We start from the raw sequence: 229 nt of genomic DNA, 5'->3' as shown, positions 1-229 counted from the left end.
CTGCCCGTTTGTTCAGCAGCCCGGCGACTTGACCGGCAAAGTGTGCTTCACGGCCAGCATTGTTGGTGAAGATGTCGAAGATTGCGAAGGATGTTTCGTCAATCTGCAGCGCCGCCCAGAACAATGTGCCGGGTTCGGTTTCTCCGACGATGGGACCAGCTGCGGTCAGCAAGGCTGCCAATTCCGGCCCTCTGCCGGGTGCTGCTTCGAGCGTGATGTACGTGGCTGT

Annotated in this window: 1 pseudogene; it reads right to left on the bottom strand. The window is 59.4% G+C overall.

Annotation, left to right across the window (positions count from 1 at the left end):
• Nucleotides 1-181, bottom strand: a pseudogene (locus V6767_RS22770) (hypothetical protein); the annotation flags it as partial.
• Nucleotides 182-229: the final 48 nt, after the last annotated feature.

The sequence above is a fragment of the Martelella sp. FLE1502 genome, assembly GCF_053484255.1.
The sequence above is the reverse complement of the archived record's forward strand: the minus strand, read 5'-3'. Positions and strand labels throughout refer to the sequence as shown.